General features: G+C 62.9%; 12 protein-coding genes, 1 tRNA gene and 3 pseudogenes. 7 read left to right on the top strand and 9 right to left on the bottom strand.

All coding sequences use genetic code 11. The features are described 5' to 3' along the window. Positions 1 to 78: 78 nt before the first annotated feature. Entirely contained in the window at positions 79 to 1,125 is a 1,047-nt protein-coding gene (locus tag BHK69_RS25945; protein WP_069692625.1) for a GlxA family transcriptional regulator, read from the bottom strand. A 119-nt stretch (positions 1,126 to 1,244) separates the two neighbouring features. Here BHK69_RS25945 and BHK69_RS25950 point away from each other — a divergent pair, with 119 nt between their 5' ends. Further along, positions 1,245 to 2,075, top strand: coding sequence for an alpha/beta fold hydrolase (locus tag BHK69_RS25950; RefSeq protein ID WP_069692626.1), 831 nt, complete (start codon positions 1,245 to 1,247; stop codon positions 2,073 to 2,075). Positions 2,076 to 2,415: 340 nt separating this feature from the next. Further along, a complete protein-coding gene (locus BHK69_RS33280; protein ID WP_244548328.1) occupies positions 2,416 to 2,634 on the top strand; it encodes a hypothetical protein in 219 nt (72 codons plus the stop codon). Between the two features lie 42 nt (positions 2,635 to 2,676). On the opposite strand, the pseudogene BHK69_RS33660 reads toward BHK69_RS33280, so the two are convergent. Continuing rightward, a pseudogene (locus BHK69_RS33660) lies at positions 2,677 to 2,970 on the bottom strand (restriction endonuclease); the annotation flags it as partial. Positions 2,971 to 3,489: 519 nt separating this feature from the next. On the opposite strand from BHK69_RS33660, the gene BHK69_RS25960 reads away from it, so the two are divergent. From BHK69_RS25960 to BHK69_RS32380, 3 genes and pseudogenes are all read left to right on the top strand, one after another. Continuing rightward, positions 3,490 to 4,491, top strand: coding sequence for an AAA family ATPase (locus tag BHK69_RS25960; RefSeq protein ID WP_083269691.1), 1,002 nt, complete (start codon positions 3,490 to 3,492; stop codon positions 4,489 to 4,491). Between the two features lie 175 nt (positions 4,492 to 4,666). Next, on the top strand, positions 4,667 to 6,973 hold the full coding sequence (locus BHK69_RS25965; RefSeq protein WP_158516280.1) for a S8 family peptidase: 2,307 nt from the start codon (positions 4,667 to 4,669) through the stop codon (positions 6,971 to 6,973). Between the two features lie 66 nt (positions 6,974 to 7,039). Beyond that, positions 7,040 to 7,138: pseudogene (locus BHK69_RS32380) on the top strand (alpha/beta fold hydrolase); the annotation flags it as partial. Positions 7,139 to 7,226: 88 nt separating this feature from the next. Here the strand turns inward: BHK69_RS32380 and BHK69_RS25970 are convergent. The 5 genes from BHK69_RS25970 to BHK69_RS25985 all read right to left on the bottom strand — a co-directional run bounded on the left by BHK69_RS25970 (position 7,227) and on the right by BHK69_RS25985 (position 11,988). After that, the gene (locus BHK69_RS25970; protein ID WP_069692630.1) at positions 7,227 to 8,918 is read right to left on the bottom strand and encodes a cyclic nucleotide-binding domain-containing thioredoxin-disulfide reductase; all 1,692 of its coding nucleotides are present in this window, start codon (positions 8,916 to 8,918) and stop codon (positions 7,227 to 7,229) included. A 91-nt stretch (positions 8,919 to 9,009) separates the two neighbouring features. Next, positions 9,010 to 9,171 (bottom strand): hypothetical protein, encoded by a 162-nt coding sequence (locus BHK69_RS31695; protein WP_425285530.1) that lies wholly within the window; start codon positions 9,169 to 9,171, stop codon positions 9,010 to 9,012. Between the two features lie 107 nt (positions 9,172 to 9,278). Next, positions 9,279 to 10,496: a trans-sulfuration enzyme family protein gene (locus tag BHK69_RS25975; RefSeq protein WP_069692631.1), complete on the bottom strand. Its 1,218-nt coding sequence runs from the start codon at positions 10,494 to 10,496 to the stop codon at positions 9,279 to 9,281. 33 nt (positions 10,497 to 10,529) lie between these two features. Further along, positions 10,530 to 11,483, bottom strand: a complete 954-nt coding sequence (locus tag BHK69_RS25980) for a PDR/VanB family oxidoreductase (protein ID WP_069692632.1) — start codon at positions 11,481 to 11,483, stop codon at positions 10,530 to 10,532. A gap of 4 nt (positions 11,484 to 11,487) precedes the next feature. Continuing rightward, a complete protein-coding gene (locus BHK69_RS25985; protein WP_069692633.1) occupies positions 11,488 to 11,988 on the bottom strand; it encodes an MOSC domain-containing protein in 501 nt (166 codons plus the stop codon). A 287-nt stretch (positions 11,989 to 12,275) separates the two neighbouring features. Here BHK69_RS25985 and BHK69_RS25990 point away from each other — a divergent pair, with 287 nt between their 5' ends. Together BHK69_RS25990 and BHK69_RS25995 are read left to right on the top strand one after the other, a co-directional pair. Beyond that, entirely contained in the window at positions 12,276 to 12,764 is a 489-nt protein-coding gene (locus BHK69_RS25990) for a helix-turn-helix domain-containing protein (protein ID WP_158516281.1), read from the top strand. Between the two features lie 229 nt (positions 12,765 to 12,993). Beyond that, positions 12,994 to 13,296, top strand: a pseudogene (locus tag BHK69_RS25995) (ATP-binding cassette domain-containing protein); the annotation flags it as partial. A 114-nt stretch (positions 13,297 to 13,410) separates the two neighbouring features. Here BHK69_RS25995 and BHK69_RS26000 read toward each other — a convergent pair. Then, a tRNA-Ile gene (locus BHK69_RS26000) sits at positions 13,411 to 13,486 on the bottom strand. Between the two features lie 433 nt (positions 13,487 to 13,919). Then, positions 13,920 to 16,331 carry a methyl-accepting chemotaxis protein gene (locus tag BHK69_RS33465; protein ID WP_069692634.1) on the bottom strand — a complete coding sequence of 804 codons (2,412 nt, stop codon included), beginning with the start codon at positions 16,329 to 16,331 and terminating at the stop codon, positions 13,920 to 13,922. Between the last annotated feature and the right edge of the window lie 246 nt (positions 16,332 to 16,577).

Consider the following 16,577-nt stretch of genomic DNA (forward strand, 5'->3'; position numbering starts at 1 on the left):
CATCACTTGGAGGTTGTCGACCAGCATCAACTGGCGCTCGCGCGAGTCGGGCGCGATCTCCGTCAAGATCCCCCCAGCTCAGGCCGCGACGCCGAAGCGGCGGCGATAATCCGCCGGCGCGAGCCCGGTGACGCGCTGGAACAGCTTGCGGAAGGCCGAGGCATCGCCATAGCCCACCTCCCAGGCGATCTGCGCGACCGGGCGGCGGCTCTGCTCGAGCGCCTCGCGCGCTTTGGCGATCCTGACGTGCTGGGCATATTCCGTCGGGCGCAGGCCGGTCGCCTTGCGGAAGCGGCGCAGGAAGGTCCGCTCCTCGAGCCCGGCGCGCGCCGCCAGCGCCGGCACGGCATGGTCCTTGGCGCCCGTCGCCTGGAGCCAGTGCTGCACCTTCAGCACCGCCGCATCGCCGTGGTCGAGGCGCGGCACGAAGCGCCCATAGGGCTGCTGCATCCGCCCCGGCGGATCGATCAGCAGGAAGCGCGCGGTCTCCAGCATCACGCTTGGCCCCAGCAGGCGCTCGACCAGGGTCAGGCCGAGATCGGTCCAGGCTAGGATGCCGCCGGCGGTGATGATGTCGCCCTCGTCGATCACCATGCGAGCGCTATCGACGCGGATCGCCGGGAAGCGCGCCGCCAGCGCCTCGGCGAAGGCCCAATGCGTCGTCGCTTCGCGGCCCGCGAGCAATCCGGTCTCGCCGAGCAGGAAGGCGCCTGCGCAGACCGAGCACAGCGTCGCCCCCTCGCCATGGCGCTCAGTCAGCCAGGCCGCAAAGCCCGCCATTGGCTGCATTCTGGCCGGCATCACCAGGCTCGGCGGGGCGATCAGATGGCCAAGCTTGTGCGCCGGGCCCGGATGGCTGTCGAAGACGCATTCGACTGCCGTATCGTCTTGCCTCGCATCCCCTTGCCCCGCACGGGCCTGGGCCGCGTTCTCTTGCACCGTATTCTCTTGCACTACCTGCCGCCAATGGCTGACGCGGATCGCGGGCGCCTGCGGATCGCCATGCGCCGCGCTCATGTCGCTGGCGATGCGGAACAGATCGGTCAGGCCATGGACGGCCGCCAATTGCACATCGGGATAGAGCAGCAGCCCGATTTCGGCTTTGATCCTCTGAGCAGTCGTCATGCTGTCAGTTTCGCCTCGCATAATGTCGGTTCCGCCAAGCGGCAGCATGCAACGGCGCGGCTATACCGTCTACATCGCGGGCGGCGATCCCACTGCCCGGCAACTGAAAGGACTAGACGATGAGCACGATCACCACCCGTGACGGCACGGAAATCTACTACAAGGATTGGGGTTCCAAGGACGCGCAGCCGATCGTCTTCCACCATGGCTGGCCGCTCAGCGCCGATGACTGGGACAACCAGATGCTGTTCTTCCTTGAGCAGGGCTACCGGGTGATCGCGCATGATCGCCGCGGCCACGGCCGCTCGACCCAAACCGCGACCGGCAACGAGATGGACACCTACGCCGCCGACGTCGCCGAGCTTGCCGCTGCGCTCGACCTCACGAACGCCGTCCATATTGGCCACTCCACCGGCGGTGGCGAGGTCGCCCATTATGTCGCCCGCGCCGAGCCCGGCCGCGTCGCCAAGGCGGTGCTGATCGGCGCGGTGCCGCCGGTGATGGTGAAGTCAGAGACGAACCCCGGCGGCCTGCCGATCGAGGTCTTCGACGGCTTCCGTGCTGCGCTCGTCGCCAACCGCGCGCAGTTCTACATCGATGTTCCCACCGGCCCGTTCTACGGCTTCAACCGGGCAGGCGCGAGCGTGTCCCAGGGCGCCATCGACAACTGGTGGCGGCAGGGCATGATGGGCGGCGCCAAGGCCCATTACGATTGCATCAAGGCCTTCTCGGAGACCGATTTCACCGAGGATCTGAAGGCGATCGACGTGCCGGTCCTGATCCTGCACGGCGACGACGACCAGATCGTCCCGATCGCGGATTCGGCCCTGCTCGCGGCCAAGCTCGTGAAGCACGGCACGCTCAAGATCTATGAGGGCCTGCCGCACGGCATGTGCACGACCCATCCGGACATCATCAACCCGGACCTGCTCGCCTTCATCAAGGGCTGATCTCTCGCAGCAAAGCAGCCCCGGCTCGTAGGGCCGGGGCTGTCGCAGACCGGTGGGCCGGGCTGGAGAGCCTGAACCGTATCAAGGCAGCTACTCTTCGCCACAAAGCTCGTCGCAAAAGCGCCGATGCGCGGCACATTCTTCAAAAAGGTCGTCGATCCACGGTCTTGATTTCCCCAGTGGCGAGCGTCACGCGGAGTTCTGCAAAGAGACTACCTCTTCTGTCGTGCTGAGCCGACGTCCTCCAGAACCAAGGCATCTGGCATCGGCAGCGAACTCCGACTCCGGTTAGCGCTCCCTCTGGCACGGAGAGGATTTGGGCACAGCTCAGGCAAAGAACATGAAACTGGCCGCAGCGGTCGCATTTGCCCACATGGTGCACATAAGTGAATATCTTTGCACCGCCCTGGGCGAGACCTCCAATGGGAAGCGCTTTAACGCTGAATTCTGGGTACCCGTCCCAGAATATGCGACCGTGCAAGCATCGCGTATCGGTGCAACGGGGCCAAGCCATAGGATCAAAATTGGGGATATGATCCAAGGGCACGAGGCAGATTGACACCGCCAGTTGCGCTCGCTTCTCGGCTGCCTTTGTATGGCCCGCAGGACAAACCAAGAAGCCGTGACTTGCCCCAACATCCTCCATCAATCCGCGGAATGCCTCAACGTCGGTAACGTCGATCTTGCGCTTCCTCTTCTTGGCATCGACAACAACCCTGCGGGATGGATCGTTATCGTGCCGCGAGTCGATCAGCACGTCGATCTGTCGGCTCCTGCGGCTTATCTCACCAACCAAGCGGGCATTCGGAGTCACACAAAGTTCCGTCGTCAGCTGATCAGCCATCAGCCGAGCAATCATTCGCTCGTAAACCTCCCAGCTCTGTCGAACGGTCATTACTGCTGGTCTTCCGTTCTACTGAGTCCAGGGTGGGCCCGCGCATTGCTGCCCCAAGATCGGAGGCCGCCAACCTCCGCGAACAAGCACACGTAGTTCAATTGCGCTACAGCCACCAAATCAAGACCCTCGCAAATTCCGATCGAACTCAAGAATCAAGGAAAATTATTTCCGTTGATCCGACAACAAACAATCACCGCAGCACCACGCTTGGCGATTATCTGTCAGGCGTACCTATAGGGATCTCTATGTCTTCCCATCAGCGATTGTCATCCGCATGGGCCAAAGTCGCTTCTGCGCGGGTTCGGTGGAGGCTGGAGAGACCCGAGCCCGGCGGAGTAGAGCGCGACCCGCCCATATCGGCGAAGACGGCAACCTACTCACTTCACCTAACGGATTGATAAATAACAGATAAATATAATATAGCTCGGCCTCATTAAAGGGGATGGCTCAAAAACTCATGTTCGTTCCTGGGCAAATTTATAGTAAGATTCGGTAGGACTAGGAGGCCCGCCGCAAGTGTCGAGCGCAAAACAAATACTGGCTATGCTCAGAAGCCGCGCCGAGGGTGATGACGAGACGTTTTTCTCGATCGCTCTCCAGGTGGCTGCTGCCGAAGCTCGTCAGGGGCGCAGGCAAACTGCCGAAGATATGCGCGCCGAAATCGACAAGGCTCGTACAAAAAAATCGACCGGGGCGTCTGTTGCGATCTCCTTCTCGCTGCCGCGCGGCAATCTCGAAGGATTGCTCGAAATGCGCCAGGCGCGGTTCAAGCTCAAGGACGTGGTTCTCAACGAACGTCTGCTCGGACGAATCTCCGACATCCTTCGCCAGCAGCGCAAGCGGGATTGGCTCCGGGAGCACGGCAAAACGCCTGTTCGGCGCATCCTGTTCGTCGGTCCCCCGGGGTCAGGAAAAACAATGTCGGCAGAAGCGCTGGCAGGAGAACTCAATCTGCCGCTCTTTGTTATTCGCCTCGAGACGCTCATAACGCGCTTCATGGGCGAGACGGCCGCAAAGCTGCGCCTGATCTTCGACGAAACGGCCAAGCATCGCGGCGTTTATCTGTTCGATGAGTTTGACGCCGTCGGCGGTCAGAGAACCGCGACCAACGATGTCGCGGAAATGCGCCGCGTTCTGAATTCTTTCCTCCAGTTCATGGAGGAGGGCAATTCGACCGACAGCCTGATTGTGTGCTCCACGAACCATCCGTCGTTGCTCGATCGTGCCTTGCTTCGCCGATACGATCAGGTCTTGGAGTTTGAGGCTCCATCGGATGAGCAGATCAAGGAAATCATCGGCGCAAACCTGCGTCCGATGAAATCGCAGCGGCTCGCCTGGAAAAAAATCATCGAAGCGGCTGTGAATCTGAGCCAGTCGGAGATCGTTCGCGCTGCTGATGATGCGGTCAAAACTGCCATTCTGGACGAGCGCAATCAGATCACGACTGACGATCTGCTTTTACGGCTTCACGAACGTCAGGAAATGCGGGTGGCATTTTTAGAAGCCGGCAGGTCCTAAGTTTATGCCGACCCGCTTTGATCTACCTCATATCGACATCGCGGCGTTTCGATCTTCCAGCCCCTATGCTGGCTCAGGCTCTCCGAATGGCGGAAGCGCGGTTCGGATACGGGGCGAGCATGGCCGGCGCCTTCAAAATGAATTGAACGTTGCGTTCGCGGCAGCGGATGCGGCCATGCCGTCGGACGATCGGCTGGAGCCTCCCGAAGGCACGTTTCTAGAGGTCGAACTTCGCCGAGGAACGAAGGCAGACATTCTGGAACGCAAGACGGACGGCGTTCGGCCAGGAGCGGTCAAGCCGGATGACCAGAGGACCGTCGCGCTCTATGTCCCCGATCATGCACGGGGCGCATTAGAGCGGATTTTAGAAGATTACACCAACGGACCGCTGTCGGTGGTTGCGGGGCAGCCCCCGATGAAATCCTTCGTGGAGCCGATCGAAGCGTTCCGGCGCGCGAGGCTTGAGACATTCTGGACCGATGATCCCGAGGCCTTACCCAAGAATCCGCGCGACCAGATTTGGTGGGCGCTTTGGTGCTGGAAGAATAGCGAAGCGAAGATCGAGGAGGTCTGCGAACGGCTCGGAGTCCGGGCGGCGAACAGAGACAGAAGGCTCTATTTTCCCGAGGCCGTGGTTATTCCGGTTCTGGCAACGCGGGCCGATATCGAGTTGATGCTGTTTGCGACCGGCGCGATCGCAGAATTGCGCAGGGCCAGCGACTCGCCGGTGTTTTTCACGGACGAGGTGCGCGATAACCAGCATGAATGGACGGAGGACCTCGCAACGAGGGTCATCTGGCCGCCGTCGACGGCGCCTTCCGTCTGTCTGCTCGATACGGGCGTCAACAGGGCACATATGCTGATCGAGCCTGCTCTCGCGAATGCCGACATGCATGTGATTGATCGGGACTGGGGAACGGACGATCACGACGGAATGGGTCACGGGACTGCGATGGCCGGCCTCGCCTTGCACGGTGATCTCACCGCCCAACTGGGCGATCAGTCCGAGCGGGTGCTTCAGCATCGCCTGGAATCGGTCAAGATCCTGCCCCCTGACGGATTCGAAGCCAATGATCCGCACAGCTACGGCGTGCTCACACAAACAGCCATATCGCTGCCGGAAATCACTGCGCCCGAGCGAGCCCGTGTGTTCTGCATGGCCGTCACGAACAAGGATGTGTCCGGTTCGATGGCTACGACCTGGAGCGCCGCCGTCGATCAAGCGGCGGCCGGAACGATGATCGGCGACGATGCCAGCTCTCCAAGACGGCTTTTCGTCGTCTCGACCGGAAACATCGCCCCAGAGATCGAATTTCGGCGTATCCGATCGCAGGATTTCTATCCCGTCGAAGATCCCGCACAAGCGTGGAACGCGCTGACGGTCGGCGGGTACACTGACCTGATTGATGTAAACGACGCCGGGTATGAGGATTGGCAGCCTTTCTGCGCCGCCGGGCAACTAAGCCCGTATAGCCGGACGTCAGTCGCGTGGCCGCAGGGCCGTGCCCCGTTCAAGCCGGAGATAGTGCTGGAAGCGGGCAATCGCGCGGTGAGCCCTTCCGGAACAGAAGTGCTGACCGTCGACTCATTATCGCTGCTGTCGACGGGAAGAGATGTCGACAAGCAGCCGTTGGTGCCGTTTCAGGCGACGAGCGCCGCCACGGCGCAAGCGGGACGGTTGGCAGCGCAACTGAGCGCCGCACACCTCGACTATTGGCCAGAAACCATTCGCGCGCTCATCATTCACAGCGCCGAGTGGACGCAGCCGATGCTTGCGGCTTTCGCAACCGCCGCCGGGAAGAAAAACAACTACGAGCTGGTTCGGCGCTTCGGCTATGGCGTACCGAGCCTTGAACGCGCGGCGGCATCCTCGCGAAACCATTTGGCGCTGATATCGCAAAGCCCGATTCAGCCCTTCCGGCTTCAAGGGGGCCGGAAATTCAACGAGTGTCATTATTACGATCTCCCTCTCCCCCGCCGGACGCTTGAAGAATTGGGCAATGAGCCGGTCGAGATGAAGGTCACGTTGTCGTATTTCATTGATCCGAATCCGGGCCTTTCCGCCAATGTCGATCCACAGCGCTATCAGTCGCATGGGCTACGCTTCGATCTTCGCCGTAAGAACGAGTCGATCTCGAATTTTCAGAAGCGAGTAAACGCTTCGGAGCGCGAAGATCCTCGCGTGGCGCCGCGTGCCGAGCCCGATGACAATCGCTGGCTACTCGGTCCGCAGAGCATCTCAGCGGGGTCTTTGCATTGCGATGTCTGGAGCGGCCCCGCGATCGAATTGCTCGGGCGGGACAAGCTCTGCATCAAGCCGGTGAACGGCTGGTGGCGCACCAGGGCATCTGCCGAATATTGCAACAAGGCGACCCGCTACGCGCTCATCATCACCATGAAGACGCGCAATGTGGACATCGATCTGTACACCCCGATCGCGGCAAGCGTCGATATCCGGACTGCCGTTCCGATTGAGGTTTGATCGGGGGCCTTCGGTGGGTTCCGAGGGAGAGCATCATCTCCTTCGGTCATGGGATCCTCAGGGGCAGATGGAGCGCTCAAGATCTATGAAGGCCTGCCGCACGGCATGTGCACGACGCATCCGGACATCATCAATCCGGACCTGCTCGCCTTCATCAACGGCTGATCTCTGGGAGCGAGGCAGCCTCGGCTCGTAGGGCCGGGGCTGCTGGGCGCAAGCTGGGAGGGGACTGGCACGGAAAGGCCAGGTTTCCTCATGCTTGCCGCGCCGCCTCCAAGGCGCGTCCGACGTTCCGTGCCAGGACGGAATGAATCTGTGCGATGACGGCGGCACCTTCGCCGACGGCGGCTGCGACCCGCTTTGTCGAGCCGGCACGCACGTCTCCGACGGCAAAGATGCCTGGGCAACTGGTTTCGAGCGGCAGCCGCTCGCCGTCGCCGGCGCGCTCGCCCGTGAGGACGAAGCCGGTTGCGTCGAGCGCCACACAGCCGTCGAGCCAGTGCGTATTGGGGTCGGCACCGATGAACAGGAAGAGGTGGCGCGAGGTGCACTCCCGGATCGCACCTGTCCGGCGGTCCCGAAACGTCGTCCCGGTCAGGCCTGTCGCCCGGTCGCCGTGCAAATCGACGATCTCGCTGTCCACATGCAGTTCGACATTGGGCAGCGCCGCGATCCGATCGATCAGGTACCGGGACATGGTCTGCTCGAGGGGGCGGCGCACCACCAGGTGCAGATGCCTGACCTGCGGTGCGAGATAGGCAACCGCCTGGCCCGCCGAGTTGCCTCCGCCGACCAGGACGACGTCCTCGCCGGCACATAATCGCGCCTCGACGGGCGATGCCCAGTAGGAAACGCCGGCCCCTTCCAGCGCTTCGATGTTGGGAATGTCGGGCTGCCGGTAGCGCGCTCCCGAAGCGATCACGATGGCGCGCGACCGCGCAGTGCCACCGTTGCTGAGTTCGAGGGTGAACGGGGCTTCCGCATCCGCTCCGTGACAGCGGAGCAATCCGACGGTCAGCGGAATGGCGAGTTCGGCGCCGAACTTCGCCGCCTGATTGAAGGCCCGCCCCGCGAGGGCTTGTCCGGAGATGCCGGTGGGAAAGCCGAGATAATTTTCGATCCGGGCGGATGCGCCCGCCTGGCCGCCGAAGGCGCGGCTGTCCAGGACCAGGACGGACAACCCTTCGGACGCGCCATAGACGGCAGTGGCAAGCCCAGCCGGCCCGGCCCCGATGACCGCCACGTCATGGATAGTCTTCGGATCGAGATCCGGTGTGATGCCGAGACAGGACGCGGCATCGGCATTGCTCGGGCTTCTGAGCAATGTGCCGTTCGGGCAGATCATCAGCGGCAGATCTTCGGGGGCGACGCCGAGCCGTTCGACGAGCTCGCGCCCCTCCGGCTCGCACGCGGCAATGACGGTGTGGGGGTAACCGTTGCGGGTGAGAAATCCCGACAACTCGACGATGCCCGGATCATCGCGGCGTCCGACCAGGATCGACCCTGCGCCGCCGGTCTGCCCCTCCTCGATCAGCATGACGCGCCGGAGGATGAAGGCGCGCATGATCGTTTCACCGACATCCGCCGATCCGATGACAAGCGCACGCAGATGCGGCGCATCAAAGGGGATCGCGACCGCGCCAGTGTCACCCGACACGACCGACATCAGGGATGGACGGCCCGAGAGCTGATTGGTCTCGCCGGTGAACTGGCCGGGACCATAGGTCGTGACCAGCGACGACCGGCCGGCTGCGCCGCGCCGGATCGCGTCAGCCGAGCCATCGAGGATCAGCCAGCAAGGGGCGTCGCGGACGCCGATCTCGTAGACGACCTCACGAGGACCAAAGCGGCGCGGTGCGCCGCTCGCGAAGCGATGCGCCATCGCGATCTGAAGGGCGGAGAGTGTCGGAAAGATCTGCTCTCGCCGAGCATCGCCGATTGCCATGGGGTGACCTCCGTATCGGGCCTATGTCACGTCTCGTGCGCGACACCATCCGACCAGATGAGGAGCTTGACCGCAATCACGCGGGCGCGAGCTAGCGCGCCTTCGGCAAGGTGAGCGCGAAGACGAGAAGGCCCAGGAGCTTCAGCCCGAAGCCCGCCCATACGGCGGACAGCAGGCCGTAGCCGGCCGCAATCGTCGTGCTGCCCGCCCAGGCGCCGATGGCGTTGGCGACATTGAGCGCCGCGAGGTTCATGGCGCCCATCAGCGTGGGCGGAGAGCGCGCAGGTGACCTGCATCGGCCTTGAAATTTACCACACGCATGCAGCCCGACATGCGGAGAATGCGTCAGCTGTTGTCGGCTTATGCGCCTTCAAGGGCCTGGGCGAGATCATCCCATATGTCGGCCTCGTCCTCGAGACCGACGGAAAAACGGATGAGGTCGTCGCCTACTCCCTCAACAGGCTTGGCTTCCGGCCTGACCGTCTGACGGGCGCGCAGGATGCTCGCCGGATGCATGACCAAGGTCTCGACATCGCCAAGGCTAACGCCCCGGCTGGCAAGCTCCAGGCGATCCAACACCCTACGGGCGCCGTCGAAGCCATTCTTGAGACCGAAGGAAAGCATCCCCGAGCCACCGCTCATCTGCTTCCTGGCGATCTCGTAGCCCGGCGATCCTTCCAGGTAGGGATAGCGCACCCAGGCGACCGCGCGATGATCAGCCAACTTTTCCGCGATCGTCAATGCGGACCGGCTATGGCGCTCCATGCGGAGCGGCAGAGTCTTCAAGCCCCGCATGATGAGGCCCGCAGTCATCGGCGATAGCGTCGCCCCTGTCAGGTACCGCAGACCATGACTGTGGAGGTGGGCGATCGTGCCCCGATCACCCAGCAGCACCCCGCCCAGCACGTCGCCGTGGCCGTTGATGTATTTGGTCAGCGAATGAAGGACGATATGGGCCCCGTGCTCCAGCGGCCGCTGAAGCGCCGGCGAAGCGAAGGTGCTGTCTACGACGACCTTCGCGCCGACCTTCGCCGCGCGAGCTGAGATGGCTGCGATGTCGAGTATTTCGGAGGTCGGGTTAACCGGCGTCTCGAAATACACGAGCTTCGTCTTCGGCGTCAGGGCCGCGTCCAGATTGGCAGGATCCGACAGGTCGACCGGGATCACCTTGATGCCGAAGCGCGGGATGCCGTCCCGTGTCAGGGCCACGGTGTTCGAGTATAGCGTCTGATGGACGATGATCTCGTCGCCCTGCGAAAGCAGCCCGAGCATCAAGGTCCCGGCAGCCGCCATGCCGGTGGCGACGGTGAGAGCGGCTTCGGCGCCCTCCAAATTCGCGAGGCGGGCCTCGAGGATCTCAGTGGTGGGGTTATGTTCTCGTGCGTAAAGCTTGCCGCCCAAGGACGCCGCAGCATCCATCTCTCCCATGCTCTCGAAACCGTAGGTCGACGTGAAGAACACCGGAGGCGCGACCGCGCCGCCGTATAGGGTCGGGTCATAGCCAAAATGGATCGCCCGTGTCGCGAAGCCGTCAACGCGTTCGTTCGAGCCGGCGGCAGTACTGTTGGGATGCGGCATGGCAAGCTCCAGGGGAGAAAGAACAGCGGCGGCTCACAGATCCAGGACGATCTGACCGGTGGCTCGGGACACGCAAGGTACGAACCTGTGGCTTTTGGCCTCCGGGGTCAGCACGGCGTCGCGGTGGATGGGCTCTCCGCTGACAAAGCCGCACTCGCAACTTCCGCAGACGCCATTCTCGCAGGACGAAAGAAGGGGAACGCCTGCGGCGCGCAGCACGGTCAGAGCCGAAACATTGGCAGGAACCTCCAAGTCGCGCCCGCTTGAGCGCAACTTCATCGTGAACGCCGTCGGCACGAAATCGGGGTCAGTGTCGGGCTGAAAGGCCTCGAAATGGACCGTATTGGCTTGCCAATGAGCCGCGCTGGCCTTCGTCCAAGCCATGAAGCCCGGCGGACCACAGTAGTAGAGGTGCATCCCGTTTGGCTGATCCTTCAGCAGGTCCGCCATGTTGATGACGGTATTGGGGTCGTCGTCAAAATGAAGCTTGAGCGAGCAGCTGGGTATCTCGGCTTCGAGTTCCGCCAACAAGGGAGCGGAGGAGCGACTTCTGGCGAAGAAGTGAAGAACAAAAGCTCGTCCGTCCCATTTCAGCGCTCGCGCCATAGATATCATCGGCGTGACACCGATACCTCCTGCCAGCAGGAGATGGGACTTGGCTGCGTCGTGCAGTTTGAAATGATTGCGTGGCGTCGAGACAGCGACGACGTCACCGACATTCAAATTCGCGTGAATCCAGGCGGAGCCGCCTCGACCACCATCTTCTCGTTTTACCCCGATCACGTATTTTGACAGGTCCGCGGGGTTGCCCATCAGCGAATACTGTCGAACTCTCCCGTCAGGCAGGTGCACGTCGACATGCGACCCAGCGTCGAAAGCGGGCAGCAGGGGGCGCCTCGGGTGGCGGAACTCGACGACGTTCACGTCACCGGGCCCGCGGTGAAGGTCTACAACCTCCATCTTCATGATGAGACGCGGGGCAGCCATTACTCTAACTCTCCAGGGGAACGATGCGATCGCCGGGGCGAATGACGCCCCCGACCTCGATCGCGCAGTTGAGGCCTGACCGGTTCAACAGCGACTCGAACAGCCTCGGTATTCCGAGCAGCTCCTCGATATACTTGCAGGGGAAGTTCAGCCGCGCGCCCCGAAGCACCACGTCCCCGACCTTGAAACGCTTACCGACGAGGTGGTTCAGCGGGACGCCCCTCGTCGTCAGATTGCGGCGATGATCGGCGGGGGCGAGTTTCAGCTTTATGCCGGGAACCTGCGGCTCCCCGACCTCCAGATGATCGAGCACCTCGGCCTCGATCAGAGTCACCTCGCGCACCGCCGGCCTCGCGGAATACGTCCCGGTGCCGACATAATACCGATCGCCTTCGATCCCCTTCCCGGCGATCAAATTTGCCTGGGACAGCTCTTCCATCTCGTAGGAAGCGGCGGGAGCGATGTGGATATGACGAAGCTCCCCAGACCAGCCTTGCGCGATCATTCCTGCCTCTTAGATACATCAGACAACTTGTTGCCCCACTGGCTAGCAGACTTTTCTTGACGCTGCAATTGGAGAGATTCAGGCACCGCCGGCTCGATTGCGCGCGTGCCCCGAGACCTAGTCACCGGCCAGTAGGTGACATACTGATAGGCTGCACCTGCGCAGTGGAACTGGAGCGGAAATTGCCTCCCAGGGTTAAATCGATCGAAGACGTCGCGGTGTCGACCAACCGCGACGCAGCGCGCTCATTTGGCCTTCACATGGCCGCGATGAGACGCTCTCGCAAAATGACGCTTGATCATCTCGCGGGCATGACGGGTCTCAACAAAGGATACCTGTCGCGTGTCGAGAGGGGAGAGAAGACGCCATCGATTGCGACGGCGTTGAAGCTCTCCCAGGCGTTCGCCGTCTCGGTTTCCGCTCTCTTCGGGGAGGCTGTCGACGAAACGACGATACATATTGTCAGGTCGCATGACCGCGCCGCTCCCGCAAACCAGCCCGCTGAGGCATATTTTGAGCCGTTGAGCCAAGCAGCCGGTGGAGTCGAAGCCTTCCTGCTCTACCCGAGCCGCGACTTCGGACCGGACGGCAGGGTCGACCATGGCGGAACTGAAATTATCTTTGTCGTTTCGGGCAAGATCGAGATTCAGTTTTCAGATCGCTCGGTGACGCTTGGCACTGGCGATTTCCTCCAGTTTCCCGGCCATCTCGCGCACCAGCTCAGGGCTTTGGACGGCGGCAGCAGCGCACTCGTCGCGGTCACCAGGGAGAAGTAGAAGCCCCTCCGCTTCAGGCTCCTCGAACCCGCCACACGTTGTCTTGCTGCGGGCTATCAGACCTCTGCCCTCGCTAGGCCGGGCCTCGCTTGACCAGGCGCGTTCGCGATGATGTCTTAGACAACCTGTTGCCTAACAGGTTCCTGGAGGCGGAACTCATGATAGTGGGGAGATAAATCCTTGGGTGCGCCGAAACCAACCTCATTGGAACACGCCTACGGCGGTTCAGATGATCAGCGCCAACACGTGGTCCGGCGAGGTTCACGTGTTGCGCGACATCAATCTGAAGGTGTCCCGCGGTGAGAAGCTCGTGATCGGCGGGCTATCGGGCTCAGGCAAGTCGACGATGATCCGCTGCATCAACCGCGTGGCAGAACACCAGAAGGGCCAGATCATGGTCGACGGCACGGAGTTCACCAACGATCTCCGGAAGATCCACGAGATCAGCCGCGACGTCGGAACGGTCTTCCAGCATTTCAACCTGTTCCCGCATCTGGCGATTCCCGAGAACCTGAGGCTGGCACCGATCTGGGCCATCTTGGTCGAGCCCGAAAAAATCCGCCTCATCGGTAGAAACGACAACTTCGACAGGAACTTGCGGAGCCATGCCGCCGGCCGCGGGCCGGTTCGCAATTCTGATCGGAAATGGTGGGCCGGGCCGGACTCGAACCGGCACCGGCGCTGTTATGAGCAGCGAGCTCTAACCATTGAGCTACCGGCCCACACCCCGCGTAACATCGCAGCCGCGCTTCGGGCAAGGCCGGTCTGAGCGCAAAGGCCAGTTTGACGATATGCGCAAAACCATTGGGGCTAACGTCTGACGATTTAAGCGGGAACCAATCCGTCATTCCAGGCTCAGGCCGAAGGCCTGAGCCTGGAACCCATTAACACGAGGAGTCATTCTCGGGCGCAGCGGAGTGGAGACCCGAGAATCTCGGGCAAGAGATGCTCGGGTCAAGCCCGAGCATGACGTTGCTCCAGCGGCTCTGGGTTCCGGGCTCGATCCTGCGGATCGCCCCGGAATGACGGCGGTGGTTCCAAATCAGATCGTCGCGCTCCAGCGCAAAACGCAAGTTCCAGCGCAAAACGAATGCCCCCGCCGCCTTGCGGCAGCGGGGGCGTGAAGGGCTTCGCCTTGGGGTTAGGCCGCCGGTCTCAGGCGGCTTCCGCGATCCGGGGATCCTCGCCATGGTCGGCGATATGGCCCTCGCGGAACTTGAAGCGGCCGATATGCTCGGTCAGCGCGCGGGTCTGCTCGTCGGTCAGGGCCAGCGCCGCATTGGTCTCCTCGACCAGCGCCGCATTCTGATGAGCCATGGTGCCGATGCCGTCGATCTCATTGTTGATCGCCGAGACGTCGGTGGCCTGGCTCCTGGCGGTCTGCGAGATGCCGTTCATCAGCCCGGTCAGATCGTTGACCGAGGCGACGATGGCCTCGAACATCGCCGAGGTCTCCTCGACCAGGCCGACGCCGACCTTGACGTCGCCATGGGCGGCCTCGACCAGCTTCTTGACGTCGTTGGAGGCGTCGGCCGAGCGCTTGGCCAGGCTGCGCACCTCGGTCGCGACGACGGCGAAGCCGCGGCCGCTATCGCCGGCGCGGGCTGCCTCCACCGCCGCATTGAGCGCCAGCAGATTGGTCTGGAAGGCAATCTCGTCGATCATCGCGATGACCTCGGAGATCTTGTTCGAGGAAGAGCGGATGCGGTGCATCGCCTCCAGCGCGGAGGCCACGACCTTCTCGCCCTGCTGGGCCTGGCTCTCGGCGCCCTCGGCCATGCCGGTCGCCTGAGCGGCCTCGGCAGCGGTCTTCTTGACGGTGCCGGCGAAGGCGGTGAGCTGGTTCGTCGCCATCGAGACGGCGTTGCTCTCCTCGCTGGTGCGCTCGGCGAGGTCGGTGACGCCGTCGAGAATCTCGCTGGTGGCGCTGCGCACGGCCGCGACCGTGTTGGAGAGCCGCGCCAGCGTGCTCTCGAACTCTTCGGCCAGGCTGTTGGTGCCGTTCTTGAGCTCGGCGAAGGCGCCCTGATAGCGCCCCTCGACGCGGGTCGAGAGATGACCGACCGAGAGCTCGGCCAGCACGTCGCAGGTTTCCGACAGGCCGGCCTGGACGGTCTCGAGCAGCGCATTGACCGAATCGGCCAGCGCGTTGAGCTCGGCATCGGCGAAGGTCGCGGCGACACGCGGGTTGAAATCGCCGGCGGCGGCGGCGGCGACGACCTCGCCGAAGGCCGCGCCGAGCTCGGCCATCATCTCGCGGCGCTGCTGCTGGGCCTTTGCCTCGTCCTCGATCTTGGCCGCTTCCGCCGCGCGCAGCGCGACCGCATTGTCGCGGAACAGCAGCACGCTCTTGGAGATGTCGGCAATCTCGTCATTGCCCTTGGTCTGCACGACCGTCTCGAGCTGGCCATCGGCGATCGCGCGCGTCGCGGCCCAGAGCCGGTTCAGGCGGCCGACGATCATCGGGCGGACATAGAGCAGCGACAAAGCCAGCGCGACGAGGAGCGAGCCGATGCCGACCGCGCCGAGCCAGAGCTTGCTCTGCTCGATCAGCGTGCGGGTCGAGGTGCTGGAGGCGACGGCCTCGCCGCGCGCGCTCTTGACGAGCTTGTCGACCTGCCCGCGCAGCGCCTCGGCCGCGCTGCCCACGCCGCGCAGGCTCGCAGTGATTCCCTCCTGCGTGGAAAGGTCACGCTGGCGCACGCTGAGGACGCCTTCGCTGCCCTCGCCGACATCGATGACCGTGTTGATGGCGCCGACGCGCACCTTGTTGGGGACGATCTTCTCGATCGCCGACAGATCCTTGCGGATGCGCGCCACGATGGCAGTGAAGCGGTCGCGCGCTGCGCTCAGCTTTGCCTTGTCGTCGATCTGCGCGATCTCGCGCAGCAGGCCGATCAATTCATTGACCTGTGCCTCCAGCTTCCGCGCCAGGTCGAAAGCCTGGAAATCGCGCTCGATCAGCCCCTGGATCGAGGCATTGAGATCGTCTCCGGTCAGGCCCTTGACGCTTTCCATCCCCATCAGGATGTTGAACCGGGCCTCATCCGCCTCGGCCCCGACCACTCCGACGAAAACGCCCCGCGCCTTCGACAATTGTTCGAGCGAGGCCTGCATCGCCGCCGCATTGCGCAGCCGCTCTCCAGTCAGGTCGTTGATGTCGTTGATCTGGCGCGACAATTCATCGACGCCGGTCTGGATCGGCTTCATGTCGATGGCGTCGAGCGTGGCGATGCGGCGGATGAGATCGAACTGGCGGGCCTCGATGGTGTCGAGCTCGCCGGTCAGCTTCGCGCGCTGCTGCACCGTGGTGACATCCATGAAGCGGGGCGCCAGCGCCGTCGACTGCGTCGCTGCCTGCGAAAGCTCGAGCGAAAGCTCCACCGTCGGCATCTTGCGCTCGACCGTCTCGGAGACGGTCTGGTTGACGCGATCATAGGAGAACCATGCCACCAGCGAGGCCACGATCGTCAGCACCGTGAGCAGGCCGAGCGCTGCATAGATGCGCGCAGCGATGCCGATGCGAAGCGGCGTGCGCTGGCGCGCGGGCTTCGTAGCCTTGGTCATGAATCGCTCTCCGAAATGCTGACGCAACGCGTGGAAAGAATCAGGAAATATGGACGGAAAGCGGCAGACCGCGCCGCCGGCCACCAGGCGCAGGTTCGCGCAGAGCGAGAACCTCGCGACGATCGCGCATGCGTGCACAGCCCCGATTTCAGAAGGCAGGACAAGGCCTTCCGAAGCTGAAGATCGCGGATATGCACTTAAGGAACGTTTAAGCGGGCGGATTCTTCTGAATCACTCGCCCGCACC

It is taken from the genome of Bosea vaviloviae, from assembly GCF_001741865.1.
Taxonomy (GTDB): Bacteria; Pseudomonadota; Alphaproteobacteria; order Rhizobiales; family Beijerinckiaceae; genus Allobosea; species Allobosea vaviloviae.